We start from the raw sequence: 21,953 nt of genomic DNA, 5'->3' as shown, positions 1-21,953 counted from the left end.
TAGTGCGCCAAGGACCCATACTACCGGCAGTATATTGCCGGAGGTCGTCCGTGAGTGCGCTGGTGGTTCAAACCTATCTGACCGGGCGTTGGCAGGATGCCTTACGCTTGGTTTTTGATGATCCGAGGCAAGGTCCCCAACAAGGCGCCTGCACCCTCAGCTATCTGGCTGCCTACCTGAGCGATCATCTCGACGATTTCGGCAAGCCCACAGCTGCCGCAGTGAGCGCTAATCTGCCTTTGAGCTGGGAAGTCGAGCGACTGTCCCATTGGCCGGCGTTTCTCCATGACATTCTCCCGGCCGGCGCCGCTCGCCGTTTTCTGCTACCTCGCCTTGGGCTGAGCGCAGCGGAAGCCACTCAGACCGACTTTCGGTTGTTATCACGCTGCACGCCAGCGCCCATCGGCCATTTGCGGATTCGTGAGTCGCTAGATGAGCGTGCGCAGACACCCTCCGTGGGCTTTACCCGTGAGCAGGTCGTCGCTCGCGATCAAGGCTTTCTGGAATATGCCTATGAGCAAGGTGCCGCCCTTGGCGGTGCAACCGGCGCGGGTGGTGACGCACCCAAGCTGCTGCTGACCGAAGATCCTCAGGGCCTGCTCCATCCAGATGCCACCCTGCCCGATGACCTGGTCTGCCGACATTGGCTGGTGAAGTTTCCACGCAACAAAGCCAGCGCCACGGACCAGGACATCCTGCGCAGCGAGCACTGCTACTATCAAGCCCTGAACGCCCTAGGACTGGAGACCGTTTCCGCAAACGGACTCGCCCTGGAAGAAGGCCGACGCCCCAGCCTCTGGATGCCACGCTTCGACCGCCGCACCAGCCCCCAAGGGGTGGAGCGTCTGGCCGTTGAATCTCTCTATTCGCTGACTCACACCCTGGTACCCGGTAGCTATCTGAATCATCTCGACGCCATCGGTGCCCTGACCAGGGTTTGGCGTGCAGCCGATCAGGACCAGGGGATACCGGCGCTGCTGGATGATTACCTGCGGCGTGACCTGCTCAATCAACTGCTGGGCAACAGTGACAACCACGGTCGCAATACCGCCATCCTGCGTGATGAGCGTGGTGTTCGTCTGACCCCCCTGTACGACCTTGCACCCATGGTCATGGACGAACAGGGCATCACCCGAACCAGCAAATGGCCCCTGCCCGTCGAGCAGGCGGGCGTTGTCGATTGGCACGCCGCCTGTCGGCTACTGGCCGAATGGGACGATCCGGAGCGGCTGTGGGATGCCCTCAAGAAGAGCGCCGAGGTGCTCCGTGCTCTGCCGGACCTGCTGCAGCCGGTATTGCCGCAGGCCACCTGGGAGCATCCGCGAATTCCGCTGCGGCGCCTGGATAGCCATCTGCGCGAGGCAGGGCTGCTATGAGTCTTGATGATCAAGAACGGCGGCAACGTACGCTGGATAATATCCGTGAGGGATTACAGACTGGACGCCTGAGCCTGGGCACTGGCATCCGACGTCTGCGGCGCGAGATCACCGGCCTTACCCAGACCGACTTCGCGCGCATGGCCCGTATCTCGCTGCGCACCCTACGGCAACTGGAGCAGGACGAAGGCAATCCCACGCTGGCGACGCTACAGGCGGTTTTTCGGCCCTTTGGCCTGGGGATGGGTGTCGTACCCTTGAAACGCCATTGAGCCCATGAAAAACGCCGGCACTGGGCCGGCGTTTTTCATCTCAAACCACGATCAGAACGCGGGCACCACGGCACCCTTGTACTTCTCTTCGATGAACTGCTTCACCGCCGGGGTGTTCAGCGCCTTGGCCAGCTTCTGCACGGCGTCGCTGTCCTTGTTGTCCGGACGGGCGACCAGGATATTGGCGTAGGGCGATTCCTTGCCTTCCAGCAGCAGGGCGTCCTGGGTCGGGTTGAGCTTGGCTTCCAGGGCGTAGTTGGTGTTGATCAGCGCCAGGTCGACCTGATTCAGCACGCGCGGCAGGGTCGCGGCTTCCAGCTCCTTGAACTTGAGCTTCTTGGGATTCTCGGCGATGTCCTTGGGCGTGGCGAGGATGTTGGCGCTGTCCTTGAGCGTGATCAGCCCAGCCTTCTCCAGCAGCAGCAGGGCGCGACCGCCGTTGGTGGCGTCGCTGGGGATGGCCACGATGGCGCCTTCGCGGACTTCGTCGAGCTTCTTGATCTTCTGCGAGTAGATGCCGAAAGGCTCGACGTGCACCTGGGCGACGGTCACCAGGTCGGTGCCACGGCTCTTGTTGAATTCATCCAGGTAGGGCTGGTGCTGGAAGAAATTGGCGTCCAGGCGCTTCTGGGCCACCTGCAGGTTGGGCTGCACATAGTCGGTGAAGACCTTGATCTGCAGGTCCACCCCTTCCTTGGCCAGCTGGGGTTTGACGAATTCGAGGATCTCGGCGTGGGGCACCGGGGTGGCGGCGACGCTGAGGGTCTCGGCGGCGTGGGCGGTCAGGCTGGCGGCCAGCAGGGCGGCGGTGGCGAGCAATTTCTTCATGGCAGTTTCCTAAAGCGGGGTGGAACCGTCGGCGCCTCTGCGGGCGTCGACGGCGGTGGAGCTAAGGCTCAGAAGGCGGGCACGACGGCGCCCTGGTACTTCTTCTCGATGAATTGCTTCACCTCGGGGGTGGTCAGGGCCTTGGCCAGCTTCTGGATGGCCGGATCATTGGCCTTGTCGGCGCGGGTATAGAGCAGGTTGGCGTAGGGCGACTCGCCGCTCTCGATGAAGAGGGCGTCCTTGGTCGGCACCAGCTTGGCTTCCAGGGCATAGTTGGCGTTGATCAGCGCCAGGTCGACCTGGTTCAGCACCCGCGGCAGGGTCGCGGCTTCCAGCTCCTTGAACTTCAGGTGCTTGGGATTCTCGACGACGTCACGCGGGGTGGCGGTGACGTTGCTCGGATCCTTGAGGGTGATCAGGCCCTGCTTGGCGATCAGCAGCAGCGCGCGACCGGAGTTGCTCGGATCGTTGGGGATGGCCACGGTGGCGCCGTCCTTGAGCTCCTTGATGTCCTTGATCTTCTGCGAATAGGCACCGAAGGGCTCGACGTGCACCGCCACCACCGGCACCTGGTCGCTGCTCGGGTTGCTCTTCTGGTAGCTGGCGTAATAGGGCTTGGTCTGGAAGTAGTTGGCATCCACCTGCTTCTGATCGGTCTGGCGATCGGGCTGGATGTAGTCGGTGAAGACCTTGATCTTCAGGTCCACGCCTTCCTTGGCCAGCTGCGGCTTGATGAATTCCAGGATCTCCGCATGGGGAACCGGATTGACCGCGACGGTCAGGGTCTCGGCGGCCTGGGCGGCCTGGGCGGCGGTGGCGACACCCAGGCCGAAGGCCAGGGACAGCAGGGTACGTTTCAGCGACATCTGGATTTTCCTTGTGCAAAACCTTCGAGTGGATGAAGCCTGAATCAACGACGACTGAAATGGGCGACGAGGCGATCGCCGACCATCTGCAGTACCTGGACCAGCACCAGCAGCAAGAGCACCGTGACCACCATGACGTCGGTCTGGAAGCGCTGGTAGCCGAAACGGATGGCCAGATCGCCGAGGCCGCCGCCGCCGATCACCCCGGCCATGGCGGTGTAGGACACCAGGGCGATGGCGGTAACGGTGGTGGCCGCGATCAGCCCGGGCAGGGCCTCGGGCAACAGGGTGCGGGTGACGATCTGCCAGAGACTGGCGCCCATGGCCTGGGTCGCCTCGATGATGCCGCGGTCGACCTCGCGCAGGGCGGTTTCCACCAGCCGGGCGAAGAAGGGCGCGGCGCCCACCACCAGCGGCGGGATGGCGCCCTCGACGCCCAGGGAGGTGCCGATCAGCCAGACCGTGATGGGGATCATCAGGATCAGCAGGATGATGAAGGGCACCGAGCGCAGCACATTGACCACGAAGGAGAGGATGCCGTAGACCAGCGGCTGCTCCAGCAACTGGCGGCGGCTGGTGAGAAACAGCAGCACGCCCAGCGGCAGCCCGAGGATCAGGGTGAAGAGCATGGACCAGCCGAGCATGGCCAGGGTGTCCTGGGTCGCCTGCCAGATCTCGGCCCAGTCGATGTTGCTGAATAGTTCGTCCATCAGCGCAGGACCTCCACGGTGACGTCGGCGGCCTGGAAGCGAGCCAGGGCGGCGTCCAGGTCACCGCCCACCAGGGCGATGGTGAGCTGGCCATAGGGCTCGTCCCGGATGCGGTCGATGCGACCGCCGAGAATGCTGTAGTCCACACCGGTCTCCCGGGCAACATGGCCCAGCAGCGGTGCATAGGTGGCTTCGCCGCGGAAGGTCAGGCGCAGGATGCGCCCTTCGACATGGGCATAGGCGTCGGCCAGTTCGGCCTCGTCCTGGTGCTCGGCTTCGAACACGAAGCGGCGGGTGGTGGGGTGCTGCGGATGCAGGAAGACATCGGCCACGGTGCCCTGCTCCACCACGGCGCCGCCGTCGAGCACGGCGACGCGGTCGCAGACGCGGCGGATCACGTCCATCTCGTGGGTGATCAACACGATGGTCAGGCCCAGTTCGCGATTGAGCTCGGCCAGCAGTTGCAGCACCTGGGCGGTGGTCTGGGGATCGAGGGCGCTGGTGGCCTCGTCGCAGAGCAGGATCTTCGGCTCGGTGGCCAGGGCGCGGGCGATGCCGACGCGCTGCTTCTGGCCGCCGGACAGTTGCGCCGGGTACTTGCGCGCCTGGTCGGACAGCCCGACCCGCGCCAGCAGCTCCTCGACCCGCTGGGCGATCTGCGCCCGCGAACGGCCGCCGGCCAGTTCCAGCGGCATGGCCACGTTGGCCGCCACGGTCTTGGACGAGAGCAGGTTGAAATGCTGGAAGATCATGCCGATGCGGCGGCGGAAATCGCGCAGCTCGCTCGCGCCAAGGGTGGTGACCTCGGCGCCATCGACCTGCAGGCGACCGCCACTGGGGGCTTCGAGGCGGTTGATCAGGCGCAGCAGGGTGCTCTTGCCGGCCCCCGAATGGCCGATCAGGCCGAAGATCTCGCCGGCTTCGATCCTCAGGTCGACCGGCTGGAGCGCCGCGACCTCGCGACCGCGCGTGCGGTACGTCTTGTGGACAGCGTGGAATTCGATCAATGGAAAAACCTTGTGGGTAACGTCAGACAACAGGATGGTGATCCAGCCGTGCAGTTTAACGTGCGCGCTTATATCTGCTTAGCACTTGTTGTCGGGTATTACGCCAATAAAGGCATATGGCCAGCCCAGACAATGACCAAGCGCCAGGCGCACAGCCCGTCGCTTCGCATCAGCCAAACGGAACACCGGCTCTGGACCGCGAGTCACTAGAGGACTGCCTGAATTCGCCCCACATTCCGTAGGGGACGCAAAGAGCGCCCTACAGGCGCCTGATGAGGACTTTCCATGGCTACGCCCCCCAAGAGTGAACTCGCCGGTACCGATACCCTGGATCGCCAGAACACCTCGAAGAAACTCGAGCAACTGGAGCAGTTCCGCTCCGATGCCACCGGCCAGGCACTGCGCACCAACCACGGCGTGAAGATCGCCGACAACCAGAATTCGCTGCGCGCCGGCACCCGCGGACCCTCCCTGCTCGAAGACTTCATCATGCGGGAGAAGATCACCCACTTCGACCACGAGCGCATCCCGGAGCGCATCGTCCATGCCCGCGGCACCGGCGCCTATGGCTATTTCCAGCCCTACCAGGACTGGTCCGACCTGACCAAGGCCGCCCTCTTCCGCGACCCCAACCACCAGACCCCGGTGTTCGTGCGCTTCTCCACCGTGCAGGGCCCGCGTGGCTCGGGCGATACCGTGCGTGACGTGCGCGGCTTCGCCATCAAGTTCTACACCGAGGAAGGCAACTGGGACATGGTCGGCAACAACATGCCGGTCTTCTTCATCCAGGACGCCATCAAGTTTCCCGACTTCGTCCATGCGGTGAAGCCCGAGCCGCACAACGAGATCCCCACCGGCGGCAGCGCCCACGACACCTTCTGGGACTTCGTCTCCCTGGTGCCCGAGTCGGCGCACATGGTGCTCTGGACCATGACCGACCGTGCCATCCCGGTGAACCTGCGCAGCATGCAGGGCTTTGGCATCCACACCTTCCGCATGATCAATACCGCCGGCAAGGGCGTCTTCGTCAAGATCCACCTGAAACCCGCCGGTGGCGTGCGTTCCCTGGTGTGGGACGAAGCCCAGAAGCTGGCGGGCAAGGACACCGATGCCCACCGCCGCGACCTCTGGGAAGCCATCGAGGCCGGTGACTATCCCGAGTGGGAGTTCGGCGTGCAAATCATCCCCGAGGAAGACGAGCACAAGTTCGACTGGGACATCCTCGACGCCACCAAGATCATTCCCGAAGAGCTGGTACCCATCACGCCCCTGGGCAAGCTGGTGCTCAACCGCAACCCGGACAACTACTTCGCCGAAACCGAGCAGGTGGCCTTCTGCCCCGGGCACGTCGTGCCCGGCATCGACTTCAGCAACGATCCCCTGCTGCAAGGCCGGCTGTTCTCCTACACCGACACCCAGATCAGCCGCCTCGGTGGCCCGAACTTCCATGAGCTGCCGGTCAACCGTCCGGTGGTGCCGAACCACAACGGCCAGCGTGACGCCAAATACCGCATGACCATCGACAAAGGCCGTGCCTCCTATGAGCCCAATTCCATCGACGGTGGCTGGCCCAAGGAAACGCCGCCAGCACCCCAGGATGGCGGCTTCGAGAGCTATTACGAGCGCATCGACGGTTACAAGGTGCGCGAGCGCAGCGAGTCCTTCGGCGACCACTTCTCCCAGGCCACGCTGTTCTACAACAGCCTGTCGGAAGCCGAGCAGGCCCACGTCGCCGATGCCTACAGCTTCGAGCTGGGCAAGGTCGAGCGCATGTGGATCCGTGAGCGTCAGGTCAACGAGATCCTCGCCAACATCGATCTGGACCTGGCGCAGAAGGTCGCCAAGAAGATCGGCGTGACGCCGCCCACCGCACCCACCGTGCAACCGCGCCAGATCTCCATCGACAAGTCGCCGGCACTGAGCCAGCTCAACCTGCTGTCCGGCAACATCAAGGGCTTCAAGGTGGCGGTACTGGTCGGTGACGGCGTCATCGCCAGCGAAGTGGACGCCATCAAGCAGGCACTCAAGGCCGAAGGCGCCCATGTGAAGGTGCTCGGCCCTACCGCCGGCCCGGTCAAGGCCGCCGATGGCAGTGAAGTGGCCGTGGACGGCTCGGCCGAGGGCATGCCTTCGGTAGCCCTGGACGCGGTCTATGTGCCGGGCGGCGCCGAGAGCGTCAAGGCCATGCTCGACGACGGCGTGATCAAGCACTACCTGCTGGAAGCCTACAAGCACCTCAAGGCCATCGCCCTCACCGGCGAAGCCGAGCAGCTGCTCAAGGCGGTCTACCTGAGCCCCGACGAGGCACTGCTCACCGGCAGCCACTTCAAGGCGGTGCAGCAGGATTTCTTCGCCGCCATCGCCAAGCACCGTTGCTGGGCGCGGATGCCGAAGATCAAGTCCATCCCGGCCTGATTCAGGCAGGTATGAAAAAGCCGACCGTCGCGAGACGGTCGGCTTTTTTCTTTTGGGGCTATCGCGATCGTTGCCCGTTTAGGCCATCGCGGCCATGGGCCGCTCCTACAGAAGATTGATGCTGCTGTAGGAGCGGTCGTTACGGCGCACCGGCACGGCCGCAATGCGTCCCTACCTTCGTAGGTTGGGTTGAGACGGCTCCATCGTCGAAGCCCAACAACCCGCGGCTGACAGCGTGCTCCGTTGTTGGGCTTCGCTGCGCTCAACCCAACCTACGGATCCTGCGTTGGGATCGGTCCCGTAGGTTGGGTTGAGACGGCTCCATCGTCGAAGCCCAACAACGCGCGGCTGATAGCGTGCTCCGTTGTTGGGCTTCGCTGCGCTCAGCCCAACCTACGGATCCTGTATCGGGATCAGCCCAGCACCAACACCCCGTCCATTTCCACCTGGGAGCCCTTGGGCAGCGCCGCCACGCCGATGGCGGCACGAGCCGGATACGGCTGCTGGAAGTAGCGACCCATGATCTCGTTGACGGTGGCGAAGTGCGAAAGGTCGATCAGGAAGATGTTCAGCTTGACGATGTCAGCCAGGGAACCACCGGCGGCTTCGGCCACGGACTTGAGGTTCTCGAACACCTGGACCACCTGGGCCTCGAAGCCGTCTACCAGCTCCATGCTGGTGGGATTGAGCGGGATCTGCCCGGAGAGATAGACGGTGTCACCGACCTTGATCGCCTGGGAATAGGTACCAATGGCGGCAGGCGCCTTGTCGGTGTGGATCACTTGCTTGCTCATGGGTCGCTCCTGTGCGGGAAAGGCTCGATTCTGCAAGCCCGTGGCGACCCACTGCAACCTCAGCTACGAACCCGAGTGATACCGGCCACGCCCTTGAGCGTCCGCAGCTTCTTGATCACCCGTGCCAGATGGACACGGTCGCGCACGCTGACCACCAGCTGAACCACGCTGACTCGGCCGTCGCGCTCGTTCATGCCGATCTTCTCGACGTTGGCGTCCGCGGCGGTGACGTTGTTGGCCAGCATGGCGATCAGGCCGCGCTGGTGCTCCAGCTGGACGCGCAACTCGACGCTGAATTCGCCGGTGACGTCCTTGGCCCAGTTGAGCACGATGCATTTTTCGCTGTTGTGGCGGAATTCGGCGATGTTCCGACAGTTTTCCAGGTGGATCACCATGCCCTTGCCGGCCGACAGGTGGCCAACGATGGGGTCGCCCGGAATCGGCGTACAACACTTGGCGTAGCTGATCACCAGGCCTTCGGTACCGCGGATGGCCAGCGGCCCTTGGGGCGTGGTACTGGCCTGGGGTTCCAGCGGTTCTTCCTGCTCGCTGCCGGACACCAGGCGCCGCGCCACCACATAGGCCATGCGATTGCCCAGGCCGATCTCTTCGAGCAGGTCTTCCAGCACCACGCCCTTGTACTCGCCGAGTACCGAGAGGATGCGCATCGGCGAGATCTTCGACAGCTGGGTGCCAAAGCCGGACAGCGCCTTGTTCAGCAGCCGCTCGCCGAGGCTGATGGACTCGGAGCGACGCTGCTGCTTGAGCGCATGGCGGATATTGGTGCGCGCCTTGCCGGTGACCACGAAGTTGAGCCAGGCCGGATTGGGCCGGGCACCGGGCGCGGTAACGATCTCCACCGTTTCACCACTGCCCAGCGGCTGCGACAGCGGCGCCAGGCGACGATTGATGCGGCAGGCGATGCAGCTGTTGCCCACGTCGGTGTGCACCGCATAGGCGAAGTCCACGGCCGTGGAGCCCTTGGGCAGCTCCATGATGCGACCCTTGGGGGTGAAGACGTAGACCTCGTCGGGAAAGAGGTCGATCTTCACGTTCTCGATGAATTCCAGGGAGTTGCCCGCACGTTGCTGCAACTCGAGGATGCCCTTCACCCACTGGCGCGCGCGCAGGTGGCTGGCGCGCGGCTCGTCGCCCCCGGCCTTGTACAGGCCATGGGCGGCGATGCCGTTGTTGGCCATCTCTTCCATCTCGCGGGTGCGGATCTGGATCTCGATGGGCACACCGTGCATGCCGAACAGGGTGGTGTGCAGGGACTGGTAGCCGTTCGCCTTGGGGATGGCGATGTAGTCCTTGAAGCGTCCCGGGAACGGCTTGTAGAGATTGTGCACCGCGCCGAGCACCCGATAGCAGGTGTCGACCTTGTCGACGATGATGCGGAAGCCGTAGACGTCCATGATCTCGTTGAACGACTTCCGCTTGCCGCGCATCTTCTGGTAGATGCTGTGCAGGTGCTTTTCGCGCCCGACCACCTCGCCGTCCAGACCGTCGCGGGCCAGGCAGTTGGCCAGGGATTCCTGGATCTTGCCGAGGATCTCGCGGCGATTGCCCCGCGCGGTCTTGACCGCCCGCTGGATGCGCTCGGCGCGCATCGGGTGCATGGCGCGGAAACCCAGGTCCTCGAATTCCACGTAGAAATCGTGCATGCCCAGCCGGTTGGCGATGGGCGCGTAGATTTCCAGGGTTTCCTTGGCGATGCGCCGGCTCTTGTCCGGCGGCATGGCGTCCAGGGTGCGCATGTTGTGCAGCCGGTCGGCCAGCTTGACCAGGATGACGCGGATGTCCTTGGACATCGCCATGGTCATCTTCTGGAAGTTCTCCGCCTGGGCCTCGGCCTTGGTCTCGAACTTCATCTGGGTCAGCTTGCTGACCCCGTCCACCAGCTCCGCCACCGTCTCGCCGAACTGGCCGGCGAGGGCTTCCTTGGCGATGCCGGTGTCCTCGATCACGTCGTGCAGCATGGCCGCCATCAGGCTCTGATGGTCCATGTGCATGTCGGCGAGGATGTTGGCGACGGCCAGCGGATGGGTGACATAGGGCTCGCCGCTACGGCGGCGCTGCCCGTCGTGAGCCTGCTCGGCGTAGTAATAGGCCCGCCGGACCAGATTGACCTGGTCGGGGGTCAGGTAGTCCGCCAGACGCTCGGCCAGCAGGTCGATGCCGGTCGGGCGGACGTCACCATAGGCAGGCTCGGCGGCCATGGCTTAGAGGGCCTCGCCGTCCGCTTCGTCGTTGACTTCGAAGGCGGCGAACAGCGGCTCTTCTTCAACGATGTCGTCCAGACGGATGACTTCCTCGTCGACCAGGCCTTCGGCGATCTCGCGCAGGGCGACGACGGTGGGCTTGTCGTTGTCCCACGGTACCTTGGGCTCCTTGCCGCCGGTGGCCAGCTGGCGCGAGCGCTTGGTGGCGAGCATGACCAGCTCGAATCGGTTGTCTACGTTGTCCAGGCAGTCTTCGACAGTAACGCGGGCCATGGTCTTCCTCGTGGCGATGATGATCCCGGGAACGGGGGACCTGATAGTATAAAAATTCGCCAGTGGCAAGGGAAGAGGCGGTGGTCGGAGGACCACCGGCAGCGCTCCCTGCAGAAGCGGCTCCCACCCGCGCCGGATGGGAGCCCTAGCCGGATCAGACCCCGGCTTTCTTCTTCAACCGCCAGGCGTGCAGCAGCGGCTCGGTGTAGCCGCTGGGCTGTTCGCGGCCCTTGAAGATGAGGTCACGGGCGGCGCGATAGGCGTAGGAGCTGTCGAAGTGGCCGGCCATGGGTTCGTAGAGCGCATCGCCGGCGTTCTGGCCGTCCACCACCTTGGCCATGCGCTGCAGCGTCTCGTCCACCTGTTCGGCGCTGACCACGCCGTGGTGCAGCCAGTTGGCGATGTGCTGGCTGGAGATGCGCAGGGTGGCGCGGTCTTCCATCAGGCCGACGTCATGGATGTCGGGCACCTTGGAGCAGCCCACGCCCTGGTCGACCCAGCGCACCACGTAGCCGAGGATGCCCTGGCAGTTGTTGTCCAGCTCCTGCTGGATGGCCTCGGCGGACCAGTCGGGCGATTCGGCCACCGGTACGCTGAGCAGCCCGGCGAGCAATTCGCCGCGGGCAGCGTCGACGTCGCTGCGCTCCAGTTCCTGCTGCACCTGCTGGACGTTGACCTGGTGGTAATGCAGGGCGTGCAGGACAGCGGCGGTGGGCGACGGTACCCAGGCGGTGTTGGCGCCGGCCTTGGGATGGCCGATCTTCTGTTCCAGCATGGCCGCCATCAGGTCGGGCATGGCCCACATGCCCTTGCCGATCTGCGCCTTACCGCGCAGGCCACAGGCCAGGCCGACCAGCACATTGTTGCGCTCGTAGGCGGTGATCCACTTCGAGGTCTTCATGTCGCCCTTGCGCAACATGGGCCCGGCCAGCATGGCGGTGTGCATCTCGTCGCCGGTGCGGTCGAGGAAGCCGGTGTTGATGAAGGCGACCCGCGCGGCGGCGGCGGCGATGCAGGCCTTGAGGTTGACGCTGGTGCGGCGCTCCTCGTCCATGATGCCCAGCTTGACGGTGTTGGCCGGCAGCCCCAGCAGGGCCTCGACGCGGTCGAACAGCTGCACGGCGAAGGCCACCTCGGCCGGGCCGTGCATCTTGGGTTTGACGATGTACACCGAGCCGCTGCGGGAGTTGCCCTGGCGCTTGAGGTCGTGCATGGCGATGGTCACGGTGACCAGGGCGTCGAGGATGCCTTCGGGGATCTCGCGACCGTCCTCCAGCAGCACCGCCGGATTGGTCATCAGGTGGCCGACGTTGCGGATGAACAGCAGCGAGCGCCCGTGCAGGCTCAGCGGCTGGCCGTCGGCGCCCTGATACTCGCGATCGGGGTTGAGGCGACGGGTAAAGGTCTCACCACCCTTGCTCACCTCTTCGGCCAGATCGCCCTTCATCAGGCCCAGCCAGTTGCGATAGGCCAGCACCTTGTCGGCGGCGTCCACCGCGGCGATGGAGTCTTCCAGGTCCATGATGGTGCTGACCGCGGCTTCCATGAGCAGGTCCTTGACCCCGGCGGCGTCGGTCTTGCCGATGGTGCTGGCGCGGTCGATCTGGATCTCCAGGTGCAGGCCGTTGTGGCGCAAGAGCACCGCGGACGGCGCGGCGGCATCGCCCTGATAGCCGACGAAAGCGGCCGGATCGGCCAGTTCGCTGGTGCCGCTCTTGAGGTCCACCACCAGGCGACCGTCCTGGATGCGGTAGGCGGTGGCGTCCCTGTGCGAGCCACTGGCCAGGGGCGCCACGCCATCCAGCACCTGACGGGCGAAGGCCACTACCTTGGCACCGCGGGTGGGGTTGTAGCCCTTGCCGCGCTCGGCGCCGTCGCTCTCGGGCAGGGCGTCGGTGCCATAGAGGGCGTCGTACAGCGAACCCCAGCGGGCATTGGCGGCGTTCAGGGCGTAGCGGGCGTTGAGCACCGGCACCACCAGCTGCGGACCGGCCTGCTCGGCGATTTCACGATCGACGCCGGAGGTTGAGGCCTGCACCTGACCGGGCACCGGCTGCAGATAGCCGATGCTTTCCAGAAAGCTCTGGTAGGCGGGCAGATCGGTGACCGGACCGGGATGGGCGCTGTGCCAGCTGTCCAGCTCCACCTGCAGGCGATCACGCTCGGCCAGCAGTTCCCGATTGCGCAGTGCCAGCTCGTGCACCAGCGCGTCCACGCCCGACCAGAAGGCGGCGGTGTCGAGGCCGGTGCCGGGCAGTACTTCCTCGTCGATGAAGCGCTGCAGCTCGGTGGCCACCTGCAGGCGGCCCAGGGTAGTGCGGTCGGTCATGATGGCTTTCCTTGAGACATGAAAATTAAATGGAAGCCTGTCCACGATCTCGCGAGCTAGAGCCAGGCAAGGCGAAAACAGCCGAGGAAGCGGAGTTTACGAAAGGTAAATGAGCATTCCGAGGCGGTTTTCAACACAGCCTGGCCGACGCGCAGCAGATCGTGGGCAGGCGATCAGCCGAGGGCGGCGATGGCGGCTTTGGCGACCTGCGCATCTTCCGGGGCCTTGACGCCGGAGACGCCGACCGCGCCCACCACCTGGCCGTCCACCAGGATGGGCACCCCGCCTTCGAGCATGCCCTGCATCAGCGGCGCGCTGAGAAAGGCGGTGCGGCCGTTGTTGATCATCTCTTCCAGCACCTTGGACTCCTTGCGCGCCAGGGCGGCGCTGCGGGCCTTTTCCGGGGCGATGTAGGCGCTGTTGGGCGCGGCGCCGTCGAGACGCAGCAGGGCCAGCGGATGACCGCCGTCGTCGGCCACGGCGATGCACACGGCCCAGCCCTGGCGCTCCGCTTCGGCACGCCCGGCGGCCAGCAGGGTGTCGATCTCGGCAAGGGTGAGCACGGCTTTGGTCTTCATGGGGCCTCCAGGGTTCAGGGTTGAGTCGGAGCGGCCAGGGCCGCGTCGAGGATTTCGATCCAGTGGCGCACGGGAGTTCTCCCAGCGCCGTCGAGATGGCTCTGGCAACCGATGTTGGCGGTGGCGATCAGCTCGGGGTGACCACTTTCCAGGGCATCGAGCTTGGCGTCACGCAGCCGCCGCGACAAGTCCGGCTGGGTCAGCGAATAGGTGCCGGCCGAACCGCAGCAGAGGTGACCGTCCGGCACCGGCGCCAGCGGAAAGCCGAGGCGCTGCAGGACGCCTTCCACGGCGCCGCCGAGGCGCTGGGCGTGCTGCAGGGTGCAGGGGCAATGGAAGGCCAGCCGCGGGGTGTCCTTCAGCTGCAGCTCTTCCAGCGGGAGCTCGCGCAGCACCTCCACCAGGTCGCGGGTGCGCGCCGAGACCTCGCGGGCCTTGGCGGCATAGACCGGGTCGTCCTTGAGCAGGCTGGCGTACTCCTTGACGAAGGCGCCGCAGCCGCTGGCGGTCTGGATGATGGCCTCGGCGCCGCCCTGCAAGGCCGGCCACCAGGCGTCGATATTGCGCCGGGCACGATCGAGGCCAGCCTCCTGGGCATTGAGGTGATAGTCCACCGCGCCGCAGCACCCGGCGCGGGGCGCGGCGTCCAGGCTGATGCCGAGGCGATCCAGCACCCGCGCGGTGGCGGCATTGGTATTGGGCGACAGCCCTGGCTGCACGCAGCCTTCGAGGATCAGCATGCGCCGGGCATGGCGCGGTGCCGGGCGCACACCCGGGGCGGCGATGCGCGCTGGCAGCTTGGCCTGGACGCTGGCCGGCAACAGCGGCTTGAGGGTCTGGCCGCCCTTGAGCAGGGCGCCGAACAGCCGCGGCTGCGGCAATACCTGGCGCAAGCCGGCGCGCAACAGGCGCTGGCCTAGTGGCCGCGGCACCCGGCGCTCCACCTCGGCGCGGCCGATGTCGAGCAATTCGTGGTAGGAGACGCCCGAAGGGCAGGTGGTCTCGCAATTGCGGCAGGTCAGGCAGCGGTCGAGGTGCTCGCGGGTCTTCTCGCTGACCTCGCCGCCTTCGAGCATGCCCTTGATCAGGTAGATGCGCCCGCGGGGCCCGTCCAGCTCGTCGCCGAGCAGCTGGTAGGTCGGGCAGGTGGCGTTGCAGAAGCCGCAATGCACGCAGCTGCGCAGCACCCGCTCGGCATCGGTGGCGCGGGGCAATTTACGAGCAGCGGGACTCAGATTGGTTTGCATAGGTCGCTCCCTTAGAGCCCGGCGTACAGCCGACCCGGATTGAAGATCCCCTGGGGGTCCAGGCGGGCCTTGAGGCGGCGGTGGTAGTCCAGCAGCGCGGCCGGCAGCGGATGCTGGGCCTCGCGCTCGGCGTCCGGCGTGTAGCACAGCGCATGGCCACCGGCGCGCTCGGCGATCTCGCGCAGGACTGTGGCCGGGGCATCGCTCTTGAGCCAGTACTGGGCACCGCCCCAGTCCAGCAGCCGGGTGCCGGGCAGCTCCAGCAATGGCGTATTGACCGGTACCGACAGTCGCCACAGCGGCGCGGGACCGGCGAAGAAGGCCAGGCGCTGCTCGTTGAGCTCTTCCCAGAAAGCCTCGGCCAAGCTGTCACCGCCAAGGCGATCGACCGCCGAGCGTACCGAACCCTCGCCACCTTCCAGGCGCAGGTGCAGGTGCTGGCCGTCATAGCAGGCCGCCGAGATCGGCAGGGCTTCACGGCCCCAGACGGCGAGGCGCTGCAGGGCGCGTTCGGCGTCCAGTTCCAGACTCAGGCTCTGGGTGCAGCGCGGCCTGGGCAGGACCTTGAAGGACACCTCGGTGACCACCCCCAAACACCCCTGGCTGCCGGCCAGCAACCGGGAGACGTCGTAGCCGGCGACGTTCTTCATCACCTCGCCGCCGAATCTCAGGTGTTCGCCAGTGCCGGTGATCAACCGGGTGCCCAGGACGAAATCCCTCAGGCTGCCGGCCCAGGGCCGCCGCGGACCGGAAAGGCCGCAGGCCAGGGTGCCGCCGACCGTGGCGCCCTCCCCCAGCCGCGGCGGTTCGCAGGGCAGCATCTGCCCCTGCTCGGCCAGGGCGGCATTGAGTTCGGCCAGCGGCGTACCGGTGCGCACCGTGGCCACCAGCTCGGTGGGGTCGTAGTGCACCAGACCGCGATGGCCGCTGACGTCCAGCGGCTCGCCGTCCACCGGGCGACCCAGATGAGCCTTGGTATCGCCGCCATGGATGCGCAGCGGCTGGCGACGGACCAGGGCCTCGCGGACCTGATCGAGGAGCAGTTCCAGGCTGTCCATCAGAAGCGCTCCAGTTCGGGGTGGGGCAACTGGCCGTGATGCACGTGCAGGCCACCGAATTCGGCGCAGCGGTGCAGGGTCGGCACGTTCTTGCCGGGGTTGAGCAGCCCGGGGGCGTCGAAGGCTGCCTTCACCGCATGGAAGAAGGTCAGCTCGGCCGACTGGAACTGGGTGCACATGGCGTTGATCTTCTCGCGACCCACCCCGTGTTCGCCGGTGATGGTGCCCCCCACCGCCACGCAGAGGTCGAGGATGCGCCCGCCCAGAGCCTCGGCCTGCTCCAGTTCGCCGGGCCGGTTGGCATCGAAGAGGATCAGCGGATGCAGGTTGCCGTCGCCGGCGTGGAAGACGTTGCCCACCGCCAGGCCGTATTCCGCCGACAAGGCCTCGATGCCGCGCAGCACCTCGGGCAGGGCGCGACGCGGGATGGTGCCGTCCATGCAGTAGTAGTCGGGCGACAGCCGCCCCACGGCGGGAAAGGCATTCTTGCGCCCGGCCCAGAATTTCTGCCGCTCGGCCTCGTCGCGGGCCAGGCGGATCTCGGTGGCACCGGCGGCCGCCAGCAGGCTGCTGACGCGCTCGATGTCGGCGGCTACGTCGGCTTCCACCCCGTCCAGCTCGCAGAGCAGGATGGCGGCGGCATCCACCGGGTAGCCGGCGTGGATGAAGTCCTCGGCGGCTCTCAGGGTCAGGTTGTCCATCATCTCCAGTCCACCGGGGATGATGCCGGCGGCGATGATGTCGGCCACCGCCGCCCCGGCGCGCTCGATGTCGGCGAAGCTGGCCATCACCACCCGGGCACAGGGCGGCTTGGGCAAGAGCTTGACGGTCACCTCCACCACGACGCCGAGCAAGCCCTCGGAGCCGGTGAACAGCGCCAACAGGTCGAAGCCGGGACTGTCCAGGGCGGCGCTGCCCAGGGTCAGGCGCTCGCCCTCCAGGGTAACGATCTCCACCGCCAGCACGTTGTGCACGGTCAGGCCGTATTTCAGGCAGTGCACGCCGCCGGCGTTCTCGGCCACGTTGCCGCCGATGGAGCAGGCGATCTGCGATGAAGGATCGGGAGCGTAGTAGAGATCATGGGGCGCCGCGGCCTGGGAGATGGCCAGGTTGCGCACCCCGGGCTGGACCCGGGCACGGCGGCCATCGGGGTCCACGTCGAGGATGCGATTGAAGCGCGCCATCACCAGCAGCACGCCTTGCTCCAGTGGCAGGGCGCCGCCGGAGAGCCCGGTGCCGGCACCGCGCGCCACCAGGGGTACGTTCAGCTCATGGCAGAGGCGCAGGGTCGCCTGCACCTGCTCTACCGTTTCTGGCAGCACCACCAGCAGCGGCGTGGTGCGATAGGCCGCGAGGCCATCGCACTCATAGGGTTTGAGGTCTTCCCTGTCGTGCAGCAGGCAGTGCTCGGGCAGCGCAACGCGCAGCCGCTGCAGCAGTTGCGCCTTGTCCGGGCGGGGCAAGGCGCCGTCGAGACGTTCGTCGTAGACCAGGCTCATCGGGTAACCGCCGTTGTTGTTGTTCTGGCTGGAGAGGCTTCGTTGTACCCCGAGACTTGACGGCGAGTCCATCGCCCAAACCACTGGTCATACCAGTTTTTTCATACTCTTCGACCAAAGGATCACCCGCTTTCAGCCTGCTTGACGGCGAATCCGGCCGGTGGCTCACTAGGGCTGAATCTAGTGGTCATACCAGCAGGAACCTCCATGTCTGCACCCGCCCCCCGCCTTCCCGTCGCCGAGAACGTCAGTCAGCAGATCGAACGTCTGGTGGTGGACGGGGTGCTCAAGGTCGGCCAGCCGCTGCCGTCCGAGCGGCGCCTGTGCGACAAGCTCGGCGTCTCCCGCACCGCCCTGCGCGAGGGCCTGGGCCTGCTGCGCGCCCGCGGCATCATAGAAACGCGCCACGGCCAGGGCAGCTTCGTCGCCCGCCTGGCGGCGCCGGCGGCGGAGAATCCCCTGCTGCACCTGTTCAGCAGCCAGCCGCGTACCCTCTACGACCTGCTGGAGGTACGCGCCCTGCTGGAGGGCGAAGCCGCGCGCCTGGCCGCGTTGCGCGCCACCACCGCCGACCTGGTACTGATCGGGCGACGATACGAGGAGCTCTGCGCCGCCTGCCAGGATCCGGCCAGCCTGCCCGCGGAAACCCATGCCCGCCTCGACCACGCCTTCCACCTGGCGATCAGCGAGGCCTCGCACAACCCGGTGCTGGTGCACACCCTGCAGTCGCTCAACGAGTTGCTGCTGGGCTCGGTGTTCGCCTGCATCGCCAATCTCTACCATCGCCCGCCGCAACGCCGCGAGATCGATGCCCAGCACGCCCGCCTCTATGCCGCGGTGAGTGGACGCCTGCCCGACGAGGCCCACGCCGCCGCCCGCGACCATATCCACAGCGTGAGGGACAGCCTGCGCGAGATCGAGCAGGAAGAGCAGCGGCTGGTGCGGGCGACCATGCGTCTGGAAGGCTGGACCTAGATAAAAGGTCCCGCCGGCAAAGGTCAGTGCCAGAGCCGCTGTCCGTCAGCCCGCAGCATGCCCCCGTCCCCTCGGCGGGCGTAACATCTTGCAACTGCCCTGCCCCGCCCCCATGCTTAGCCGACCTTTTTCCAGCTCCCGGCCCTAATGGACCCTTCCACCAGTCTCGCCTCGACGTTGTTCGCCGATCTCGGCCTCGTGTTCTTCGCCTTCTTCCTCGTGCTGCTCAACGGCTTCTTCGTCGCCGCCGAGTTCGCCATGGTCAAGCTGCGCGCCACGCGTGTGGAGGCCATCGCCAAGAAGCACGGCTGGCGCGGGCGCATCCTCAAGAAGGTGCATAACCAGCTCGACGCCTACCTTTCCGCCTGCCAGCTCGGCATCACCCTGGCCTCCCTGGGCCTGGGCTGGGTCGGCGAGCCGGCCTTCGCCGAATTGCTCGAACCCCTGCTCGGCGCCGCCGGCGTTCGCAGCCCCGAGGTGATCCACGGCGTCGCCTTCTTCTCGGCCTTCTTCATCATCTCCTACCTGCACATCGTGGTCGGCGAGTTGGCGCCCAAGTCCTGGGCGATCCGCAAGCCCGATCTGCTGTCGCTGTGGACGGCGGTGCCGCTGTACCTCTTCTACTGGCTGATGTACCCGGCCATCTGGCTGCTCAACGCCAGTGCCAATGGCATCCTGCGCATCGCCGGCCAGGGCGAGCCGGGCGCGCACCACGAACACCACTACAGCCGCGACGAGCTCAAGCTGATCCTGCACTCCAACCGCGCCACCGACCCGGACGCCCGGGTGCTGGCCTCGGCCGTGGAGTTGGGCGAGCTGGAGGTGGTGGACTGGGCCAATTCCCGCGAAGACCTCATCTACCTGGACAGCAAGGCCAGCCTGGAGGAGATCCTCACCCAGATCCGCCGCTCCAAGTACAGTCGCTACCCGGTCTATGACGAAGATAGCCAGACCTTTACCGGGGTGCTGCACATCAAGGACCTGCTCCTGGCCATCGCCGGCCTGGACAGCGAAGCCGCCTCCTTCGACCTCGACGACCTGGTGCATCCGCTGGAGCGGGTGACCAAGCACATGCCGCTGTCGGACCTGCTGGAGCAGTTCCGCCGCGGTGGTGCGCACTTCGTGCTGGTGGAGGAAGCCGACCACAAGGTCATCGGCTTCCTGACCATGGAGGACGTGCTCGAGGTGCTGGTGGGCGACATCCAGGACGAACACCGCAAGACCGAACGCGGCGTGGTCGCCTATCAGCCGGGCAAGTTGCTGGTGCGTGGCGACACCCCGCTGTTCAAGGTCGAGCGCCTGCTGGGCATCGACCTGGACCACGTCGAGGCCGAGACCCTGGCCGGCCTGATCTACGATAGCCTCAAGCGCGTTCCCGAAGAGGAGACGGTGCTGGAGGCCGAAGGCCTGCGCATCATCGTCAAGAAGATGAAGGGTCCCAAGATCGTCCTGGCCAAGGTCATCAAGCTGGACCCCAAGGACGTCCGCCGGCGCCAGCCGGAGGAGCGCTGAGGCGACGCGGCCTCAGCCGCGTCCGCTGCCCAGTTCCGGCAGACCGTCGCTCAGGCAGACGCGATTGCGCCCACCGCGCTTGGCTGCATAGAGCGCCCGGTCGGCGTCTTCCAGCAGGCCCAGGCCGTGCTCGAGATTGCTCGGCACGGTCACCGCGACACCGATGCTGACCGACGGACGCAAGCGCCCCTGCTCGGTCTGCAACTCCAGCCCCGCTACCTCCTGGCGGATACGCTCGGCCAGGAGCTCGGCCGCCGCCCGGTCGCTGCCGGGCAAGGCAATGACGAATTCCTCGCCGCCATAGCGCGCCGCCACCTCCCCCGCGCGCTGGACGTGCTGGCGCAACACCTCGGCCACGCACCTCAGGCACTCGTCGCCCAGGGTGTGGCCATGGGTGTCGTTGACCGCCTTGAAGTGATCGAGGTCCACCAGCAGCACCGCCAGCGGCAGTTCGGCACGGATGGCGCGGCGGATCTCCTGTTGGAAGACCCGCTCGAAATGCCGGCGATTGCCGAGCCCGGTCAGGGAATCGGTCTGGCTCTGGTGCAAGAGTTCGCGATTCAGCCGCTCGAGGCTGGCCTTGGCCTGCTGCAACTCCACGGTGCGCAGCGCCACCCGCAATTCCAGCTCGACAAAGGAGGCTTCGCGCTCGCGGGCCAGGGCGTTGGAGGCTTCCAGGGCCTGCCGTTGGGCTTCGATTCGCGCCCGCCGCTGCAGACTCAGGCCCTCGGTGAGCCCCAGCGACAGCATCACGAAGCCCAGGGTGAAACCGGCTATCTGCCCATGGAAAGCCGGACTGTCGGCGGCCAGCCAGCCGGCCACAGCCAGCAGCTGGATCGCGCTGCCCAGCAACAGCAGGGCCCAGGCGGCGCTGAACCACAACGCCATGCGGCTACCGCGCAGCGCCAGGTAGGTGGTGGTGCCCAGCAGGCCCAGGCAACTCAGCGCCATCATGCCGAGCATTTCCTGGAAGCTCAGCAGGTGCGGCCAGATCAGCGTGACGACCAGCGTCACATTCCAGTAGCCGATCAGCAGACGATTGCCAAAGTCGATCCACCGGCCGCCGTGATAGAGACTGAGCAGATAGCGCACGAACAACCCGCCGCTCAGAAAGCACAGGGCGGCGAAGGCCAGGTGCGCACGCAGGGCGAAGGCCGGGCTCTCCGGCCAGAGTTGCCAGGCGCCATAGCCGCTGGTGACCGCCTGATAGCCGATGACGCTGAGCAGATAGAGGGCATACCAGCCAAAGCCCGAGCGGCGGCCGAACCCCCACAGCGTGAGGGTCAGCAGCAGGATGGTGATCAGGCAGCCAAAGAAGCTGCCGACCAGCCAGGCATCCTGCTGGGCCTCGCGCAGATAGATGGCCGGGGTCACCAGGCGCAGCGGCAGGATAAAGGTCTCCCGCGAATCCAGCCGCAGGTAGACCTCCTCCACGGCGCCGGCGGTCGGCGCCAGGGCGAACATCAGCTGGCGCCCGGGCAGCGCCCGTTGCGTCGCCGGCAGCGCCAGGCCGCTGCGCTGCAGCGGGCTCCAGCGACCATCGGCTCCGCGGGTGCGCAGGTCCAGACGATCCAGCACCGGCCAGGTCGGAATCAGCCACCAGGCCTGGTCGTCGCGACTCTGGATGGCAAAGCGCAGCCAGAGGCCCTGGCGGCCGTCATGGAGCAGCATTTCCAGTTCATCGGGCGCATGCCAGCCGTTTTCGCCACCGCTTGGACGCGCGGCGGCCTCGGCAAAGGTCAGACTGGCGTGCGCCTTGAGAATCTCCAGTGCCGGTCGGGGATCGTAACTGCGCGCCGGATCGTCGAGGCGCAGCACCTGCGCCTGGCCGTCGAGGGCGATCAGCAACAGGACCAGCAGATGCAAAGCCCGATTGCGCCCACCGGCGCACAGGACGGCCAGGAATCCTTTCATAGGGCGGCATCCAGAGCCTGAAGGAAGAAAAGGCCGCGGTAGAGCCCGCGGCTGGAGGAAATAGCGTGGTGATAGCAT

18 protein-coding genes are annotated in these 21,953 nt (G+C 66.2%); 5 read left to right on the top strand and 13 right to left on the bottom strand.

Annotated features, from left to right (window positions below):
* Nucleotides 1–50: 50 nt before the first annotated feature.
* Nucleotides 51–1,376 carry a HipA domain-containing protein gene (locus FEZ61_RS10685; RefSeq protein WP_093253245.1) on the top strand — a complete coding sequence of 442 codons (1,326 nt, stop codon included), beginning with the start codon at nt 51–53 and terminating at the stop codon, nt 1,374–1,376.
* Nucleotides 1,373–1,648, top strand: a complete 276-nt coding sequence (locus FEZ61_RS10680) for a helix-turn-helix transcriptional regulator (RefSeq protein ID WP_017639305.1) — start codon at nt 1,373–1,375, stop codon at nt 1,646–1,648. The genes FEZ61_RS10685 and FEZ61_RS10680 overlap by 4 nt, the downstream gene beginning before the upstream one ends.
* 51 nt (nt 1,649–1,699) lie before the next feature.
* Here FEZ61_RS10680 and FEZ61_RS10675 read toward each other — a convergent pair whose 3' ends face one another.
* The 4 genes from FEZ61_RS10675 to FEZ61_RS10660 form a co-directional block, all read right to left on the bottom strand.
* Nucleotides 1,700–2,476, bottom strand: coding sequence for a MetQ/NlpA family ABC transporter substrate-binding protein (locus tag FEZ61_RS10675; RefSeq protein WP_017639304.1), 777 nt, complete (start codon nt 2,474–2,476; stop codon nt 1,700–1,702).
* Between the two features lie 68 nt (nt 2,477–2,544).
* On the bottom strand, nt 2,545–3,336 hold the full coding sequence (locus FEZ61_RS10670) for a MetQ/NlpA family ABC transporter substrate-binding protein (protein ID WP_026083649.1): 792 nt from the start codon (nt 3,334–3,336) through the stop codon (nt 2,545–2,547).
* Nucleotides 3,337–3,386: 50 nt separating this feature from the next.
* The gene (locus tag FEZ61_RS10665; protein ID WP_017639302.1) at nt 3,387–4,052 is read right to left on the bottom strand and encodes a methionine ABC transporter permease; all 666 of its coding nucleotides are present in this window, start codon (nt 4,050–4,052) and stop codon (nt 3,387–3,389) included.
* Entirely contained in the window at nt 4,052–5,059 is a 1,008-nt protein-coding gene (locus FEZ61_RS10660) for a methionine ABC transporter ATP-binding protein (RefSeq protein ID WP_068384573.1), read from the bottom strand. Before FEZ61_RS10660 ends, FEZ61_RS10665 begins: the two co-directional genes overlap by 1 nt.
* A 285-nt stretch (nt 5,060–5,344) precedes the next feature.
* Here FEZ61_RS10660 and katE point away from each other — a divergent pair, with 285 nt between their 5' ends.
* Nucleotides 5,345–7,474 carry a catalase HPII gene (katE, locus tag FEZ61_RS10655; protein ID WP_173148596.1) on the top strand — a complete coding sequence of 710 codons (2,130 nt, stop codon included), beginning with the start codon at nt 5,345–5,347 and terminating at the stop codon, nt 7,472–7,474.
* Nucleotides 7,475–7,887: 413 nt separating this feature from the next.
* On the opposite strand, the gene FEZ61_RS10650 is transcribed toward katE, so the two are convergent.
* The 8 genes from FEZ61_RS10650 to glcD all read right to left on the bottom strand — a co-directional run bounded on the left by FEZ61_RS10650 (nt 7,888) and on the right by glcD (nt 17,474).
* The gene (locus FEZ61_RS10650) at nt 7,888–8,268 is read right to left on the bottom strand and encodes a RidA family protein (RefSeq protein ID WP_064307739.1); all 381 of its coding nucleotides are present in this window, start codon (nt 8,266–8,268) and stop codon (nt 7,888–7,890) included.
* 59 nt (nt 8,269–8,327) lie between these two features.
* Nucleotides 8,328–10,487 carry a bifunctional GTP diphosphokinase/guanosine-3',5'-bis pyrophosphate 3'-pyrophosphohydrolase gene (spoT, locus tag FEZ61_RS10645; RefSeq protein ID WP_017639298.1) on the bottom strand — a complete coding sequence of 720 codons (2,160 nt, stop codon included), beginning with the start codon at nt 10,485–10,487 and terminating at the stop codon, nt 8,328–8,330.
* A 3-nt stretch (nt 10,488–10,490) separates the two neighbouring features.
* Nucleotides 10,491–10,763, bottom strand: coding sequence for a DNA-directed RNA polymerase subunit omega (gene rpoZ, locus FEZ61_RS10640; protein ID WP_017639297.1), 273 nt, complete (start codon nt 10,761–10,763; stop codon nt 10,491–10,493).
* A 154-nt stretch (nt 10,764–10,917) separates the two neighbouring features.
* Nucleotides 10,918–13,092, bottom strand: coding sequence for a malate synthase G (locus FEZ61_RS10635; RefSeq protein WP_173148595.1), 2,175 nt, complete (start codon nt 13,090–13,092; stop codon nt 10,918–10,920).
* Nucleotides 13,093–13,265: 173 nt separating this feature from the next.
* Complete coding sequence (locus FEZ61_RS10630; protein WP_017639294.1) at nt 13,266–13,670, bottom strand: heme-binding protein; 405 nt, start codon at nt 13,668–13,670, stop codon at nt 13,266–13,268.
* A 14-nt stretch (nt 13,671–13,684) separates the two neighbouring features.
* Nucleotides 13,685–14,917: a glycolate oxidase subunit GlcF gene (gene glcF / locus FEZ61_RS10625; protein ID WP_068384567.1), complete on the bottom strand. Its 1,233-nt coding sequence runs from the start codon at nt 14,915–14,917 to the stop codon at nt 13,685–13,687.
* Between the two features lie 11 nt (nt 14,918–14,928).
* On the bottom strand, nt 14,929–15,975 hold the full coding sequence (gene glcE / locus FEZ61_RS10620) for a glycolate oxidase subunit GlcE (RefSeq protein ID WP_068384565.1): 1,047 nt from the start codon (nt 15,973–15,975) through the stop codon (nt 14,929–14,931).
* A complete protein-coding gene (gene glcD, locus FEZ61_RS10615) occupies nt 15,975–17,474 on the bottom strand; it encodes a glycolate oxidase subunit GlcD (protein WP_173148594.1) in 1,500 nt (499 codons plus the stop codon). The genes glcE and glcD overlap by 1 nt, the downstream gene beginning before the upstream one ends.
* A gap of 207 nt (nt 17,475–17,681) precedes the next feature.
* On the opposite strand from glcD, the gene glcC reads away from it, so the two are divergent.
* Entirely contained in the window at nt 17,682–18,449 is a 768-nt protein-coding gene (gene glcC / locus FEZ61_RS10610; RefSeq protein WP_093253226.1) for a transcriptional regulator GlcC, read from the top strand.
* A 147-nt stretch (nt 18,450–18,596) separates the two neighbouring features.
* A complete protein-coding gene (locus FEZ61_RS10605) occupies nt 18,597–19,961 on the top strand; it encodes a hemolysin family protein (RefSeq protein ID WP_051226129.1) in 1,365 nt (454 codons plus the stop codon).
* A gap of 12 nt (nt 19,962–19,973) precedes the next feature.
* Here the strand turns inward: FEZ61_RS10605 and FEZ61_RS10600 are convergent, their stop codons facing one another.
* Nucleotides 19,974–21,875 (bottom strand): diguanylate cyclase, encoded by a 1,902-nt coding sequence (locus FEZ61_RS10600; protein ID WP_173148593.1) that lies wholly within the window; start codon nt 21,873–21,875, stop codon nt 19,974–19,976.
* Nucleotides 21,876–21,953: the final 78 nt, after the last annotated feature.

Source organism: Pseudomonas sp. MS15a(2019), assembly GCF_013277805.1.
GTDB classification, from domain to species: Bacteria; Pseudomonadota; Gammaproteobacteria; order Pseudomonadales; family Pseudomonadaceae; genus Chryseomonas; species Chryseomonas benzopyrenica.
The sequence above is the reverse complement of the archived record's forward strand: the minus strand, read 5'-3'. Positions and strand labels throughout refer to the sequence as shown.

Coding starts and splice junctions, on each gene's coding strand:
- FEZ61_RS10680 (WP_017639305.1), top strand. CDS start 1,373: ATGAGTCTTGATGATCAAGAACGGCGGCAACGTACGCTGGATAATATC.
- FEZ61_RS10675 (WP_017639304.1), bottom strand. CDS start 2,476: ATGAAGAAATTGCTCGCCACCGCCGCCCTGCTGGCCGCCAGCCTGACC.
- FEZ61_RS10665 (WP_017639302.1), bottom strand. CDS start 4,052: ATGGACGAACTATTCAGCAACATCGACTGGGCCGAGATCTGGCAGGCG.
- katE (WP_173148596.1), top strand. CDS start 5,345: ATGGCTACGCCCCCCAAGAGTGAACTCGCCGGTACCGATACCCTGGAT.
- FEZ61_RS10650 (WP_064307739.1), bottom strand. CDS start 8,268: ATGAGCAAGCAAGTGATCCACACCGACAAGGCGCCTGCCGCCATTGGT.
- spoT (WP_017639298.1), bottom strand. CDS start 10,487: ATGGCCGCCGAGCCTGCCTATGGTGACGTCCGCCCGACCGGCATCGAC.
- rpoZ (WP_017639297.1), bottom strand. CDS start 10,763: ATGGCCCGCGTTACTGTCGAAGACTGCCTGGACAACGTAGACAACCGA.
- FEZ61_RS10635 (WP_173148595.1), bottom strand. CDS start 13,092: ATGACCGACCGCACTACCCTGGGCCGCCTGCAGGTGGCCACCGAGCTG.
- FEZ61_RS10630 (WP_017639294.1), bottom strand. CDS start 13,670: ATGAAGACCAAAGCCGTGCTCACCCTTGCCGAGATCGACACCCTGCTG.
- glcF (WP_068384567.1), bottom strand. CDS start 14,917: ATGCAAACCAATCTGAGTCCCGCTGCTCGTAAATTGCCCCGCGCCACC.
- glcE (WP_068384565.1), bottom strand. CDS start 15,975: ATGGACAGCCTGGAACTGCTCCTCGATCAGGTCCGCGAGGCCCTGGTC.
- glcD (WP_173148594.1), bottom strand. CDS start 17,474: ATGAGCCTGGTCTACGACGAACGTCTCGACGGCGCCTTGCCCCGCCCG.
- glcC (WP_093253226.1), top strand. CDS start 17,682: ATGTCTGCACCCGCCCCCCGCCTTCCCGTCGCCGAGAACGTCAGTCAG.
- FEZ61_RS10605 (WP_051226129.1), top strand. CDS start 18,597: ATGGACCCTTCCACCAGTCTCGCCTCGACGTTGTTCGCCGATCTCGGC.
- FEZ61_RS10600 (WP_173148593.1), bottom strand. CDS start 21,875: ATGAAAGGATTCCTGGCCGTCCTGTGCGCCGGTGGGCGCAATCGGGCT.